The following is a 3,805-nucleotide window of genomic DNA, read 5'->3' on the forward strand; positions in this document are numbered from 1 at the left end:
CGAGGTCGTTGCCGAAACATTGCGGCGAACCACCCTAGCGCACGTTCAAGTCGGCGATCGCGTTAATTTGGAGCGGGCTTTGGCTGCCGGTTCGCGCATGGGCGGCCATTTTGTTCAAGGGCACGTGGACGGCATCGGCAGGATTGCGGCGCTGCAGGACCTTGCTTTCGGCAAGCTGCTGCGGTTGTCGCTTGCGGAGCCGCTGCTTGCATTCGTCGTAGAAAAAGGATCGATAGCGGTGGACGGCATCAGTCTCACGGTTGCTTCCGTCGATTCCAAGTTCGTCGATATCGCCGTCATTCCGCATACCTTGCAGGCAACGACTCTGCATTCTAAAAAGCAGGGCGATGCGGTCAACATCGAGGTCGACATTCTGGCAAAATATGTAAAGAAATTCATGATACCCTCTATGTCTGCAGAGGGTTTGACTTTAGAAAAGCTTTCGCAGTACGGCTATTTGGAGAACCATGATTAGAGATTTTCATACCATTGAAGAAGCGCTCGCGGATTTGCGAGAGGGCAAGATCATCATTGTCGCCGACGACGAAGATCGCGAGAACGAAGGCGATTTTATCTGCCTGGCTGACCGGGTTACTCCCGAGCATATCAATTTCATGGCCAAATATGGACGAGGTCTCATCTGCGTCGGCATGACCGAGGAAAGACTGCAGGAACTGGAGATTCACCCCATGGTTGCCACCAACACGGCCGTAATGGGCACGCGGTTTACCGTTTCGGTCGATGCCCGGCACGGTATTTCGACCGGCATTTCGGCGGCGGATCGTGCCAAGACCATCCGCGATCTGGTCGACCCAGGCGTCAAACCGACGGACTTTGCCAAGCCCGGCCACGTCTTTCCGATTGCTGCCGCTAAAGGCGGTGTACTGCGCCGCGCCGGCCATACGGAAGCGGCCGTCGATTTGGCGAGGCTTGCCGGCGCCTTTCCCGCCGGCGTGCTTTGTGAAATACTGAACGACGACGGCACCATGGCGCGCGTTCCGCAGCTAATCGAGCTTTCGCGCCGCTTCGGCATGAAACTCATTACGGTGCGCGACCTCATCGCCTACCGGCGACGGACGGAAAAATTCGTCGAATGCATTGCTTCGGCCGATTTCCCGACAAAATTCGGCCATTTTCGACTCAAAGTTTTTGCCAGCACTTTGGACAACAAAGAACACCTGGCGATCTGCAAAGGCACGTGGAGCTTGGACGAGCCGGTACTGGTTCGCGTCCATTCCGAATGCATTACCGGCGATCTGTTCGGATCGCTGCGCTGCGACTGCGGCGATCAATTGGCAACCGCTCTGCGTCGAATCGAAGCGGAAGGCAAAGGGGTTCTGCTCTATATGCGGCAGGAGGGACGCGGCATCGGATTGGGCAACAAGATCCGCGCCTATCATCTGCAGGATGAAGGTAAAGACACGGTCGAAGCGAATCTGGAGCTCGGTTTTCCGCCGGATCTCCGCGATTACGGCGTCGGGGCGCAGATATTGGCCGAACTCGGCATCCGCAAGCTGAGGCTGATGACCAATAATCCGCGCAAGATCGTCGGCTTGGAAGGCTATGGGCTCGAAGTGGTTGAACGGCTGCCGATCGAGATACATCCCAATCCGGTCAATGCCCGCTATCTCAAGACGAAACGCGATAAATTAGGGCATTTGATTCTGCAAAACGATTCTTGTTCCTTTTAACGTTTAGCCAAAGGTGACTTTTTGATGACATTCGAAGGCCATTTATCCGCACAGGGGAAGCATTTCGGCATCGTGGTCAGCCGTTTCAACGAGCTGATCTGCAGAAAGCTGTTGGAAGGGGCGTTGGATTGCCTGAAACGTCACGGCGCCGACATGGACAAGATTGACGTGGCCTGGGTGCCCGGCTCGTTCGAGATACCGGTCGCCGCCAAGCGAATGGCGTCGCTGAAAAAGTACGATGCAATTATCTGTCTCGGCGCTGTCATTCGCGGGGCTACGCCCCATTTCGAGTATATTGCCGCGGAGGTGACCAAAGGCACGGCGCAGGTGGCGCTGGAGTATGGTCTGCCGGTCAGTTACGGAATCATCACGCCGGATACACTCGAGCAGGCGATCGAACGCGCCGGAACCAAGGCCGGCAACAAGGGATGGGACGCCGCGCTGAGCGCCATCGAGATGGCAGATCTATTTACTAAACTCAACTAGCCCGCTATCGCATGAAAACGGGTCTGATCGTCTGTCTTCTCGCTTCCTTTGCGGCGGCTGCCGTCGGAGATTGGCGCACAATGACAAACGCGGCCGAGATACGCAGCTTGGTCGGCGCCGATTCCATCCTTTGGGCGGCTTCCAACGGCGGCGTGCTGCGCATTAGCCCTGCCTCAGGCAAAATCACAAAATTCACCAACACCGAGGGCTTGGCACAGATCGACGTGAGCTCGGCTGCCGTCGCTCCGTCCGGAGTTGTGTGGGCAGTACTTCCTGACGGCCTCTTGCAGATTTATGACCCCAAGACCGGCGAGTGGGATAAATATCACGAATTTCAAAACCGCCTGCGCATTTTCACGATTTATCCCTTCCAAGACATTGCGCTGGTCGGAGCCGATATGGGCGTGGCTGAACTGCGCTTGGACGCCAAGCAGCGCTGGGAACGCTCCTGGAAAGCCGAGATCGGCGCCGTCAAACGATTGGCGGTCGCCGTCGGATATATTTGGGCCGCCCAAGAAGACGGCCTACGCCGTATCCCCATTGATTTCCCCAACAAACAGATTCCTTCGGCATGGGAAAAGCTGACGGTGCTGCAGGGTCTGCCTGCCGGAGAAATCACCGCGCTGCTTCCCGCCGAGGGCGGATTATACGTAGGCGCACAAGCCGGATTAGCCTTTTTTGACGGCGTTACCTGGCGGAGGATCGACGTAGACGATGCGGAAGTTCGCGATTTGGCGGAGTGGCAGGGAACAATCTGCTTTGCGTCGGAAAACGGCGTCTATGTTCGGAAAAACAATGCTTACAGCCGATTGGGAGGCGGCATCAGTAATTTAACCGCTTTGGTTGCGGCAGCGGACGGCACGCTTTGGGCCGGAACGAGCGATGCCGGCTTTTACATCTATCGTCCCCAGGATGGTAGTTGGCAGCATTTTATTCCCGACGGACCAGGCAGCAACCTGTTCAGCGATCTTTTGATCGATCGCGACGGCTGCTTATGGGCCGCCTCCTCGAAACGACAAACCGGCGGCGTTTACTATTTTGACGGCAAGAAGTGGCATAATTTTTTTCAGCGCAGCGGTCTGGCGCATTATGACTATCGTACGCTGGCGGAAGATCCTTTCGGCCGCATTTGGGCGGGCAGCTGGGGGGGCGGCGTCACCCTGTTCGAAAAGGTTGCCCGTGATTCGGTCGTCTTTACCAATTTGCGGGATATGAACGGCGGTTTATCAGGCATCCCCGGCTATCCCAATTATGTGGTGGTAACCAAAATCCTGCCCGATGCCGAAGGGCGATTGTGGTTTTTGAACTATGAAGCGGCCGACCGCTACGTGCTGCGCGTTTTCGATCTGGACCGCGATTGGCAAATTTGGAGCACATTGGAGGGAATTCGCTCCACCAAGGTGGTTGATCTGGCAATCGATCCGTACGGGCGCAAATGGATCGCCACCGACCTCGGCAAGTTCGCCATCCACACCACGCGCAAGCGGCTCATCCAGGTGCAGCGCGAGTTGAAGGCGGCGGGCCGGCCCTTCCGCGCCTTCGAGGTGCTCAACCTCGGCCGCTACGAGCGCCAGGCCTACCTGAACGTCTCCGGCCGCCTCTCCGCCAAGAAGAAGGCCGAGGCCCTG

General features: G+C 57.0%; 4 protein-coding genes. All 4 read left to right on the top strand.

Annotation, left to right across the window (positions count from 1 at the left end):
• Positions 1–475: riboflavin synthase (locus ONB24_08560; GenBank protein ID MDZ7316160.1), on the top strand; the 475-nt coding region annotated here is incomplete at its 5' end.
• Positions 468–1,691: a bifunctional 3,4-dihydroxy-2-butanone-4-phosphate synthase/GTP cyclohydrolase II gene (locus tag ONB24_08565; protein MDZ7316161.1), complete on the top strand. Its 1,224-nt coding sequence runs from the start codon at positions 468–470 to the stop codon at positions 1,689–1,691. The genes ONB24_08560 and ONB24_08565, both read left to right, overlap by 8 nt.
• A gap of 24 nt (positions 1,692–1,715) precedes the next feature.
• Positions 1,716–2,177, top strand: coding sequence for a 6,7-dimethyl-8-ribityllumazine synthase (ribE, locus tag ONB24_08570; GenBank protein MDZ7316162.1), 462 nt, complete (start codon positions 1,716–1,718; stop codon positions 2,175–2,177).
• Between the two features lie 11 nt (positions 2,178–2,188).
• Positions 2,189–3,805: hypothetical protein (locus ONB24_08575; GenBank protein ID MDZ7316163.1), on the top strand; the 1,617-nt coding region annotated here is incomplete at its 3' end.

Source organism: candidate division KSB1 bacterium, from assembly GCA_034505495.1.
Taxonomy (GTDB): Bacteria; Zhuqueibacterota; Zhuqueibacteria; order Residuimicrobiales; family Krinioviventaceae; genus Fontimicrobium_A.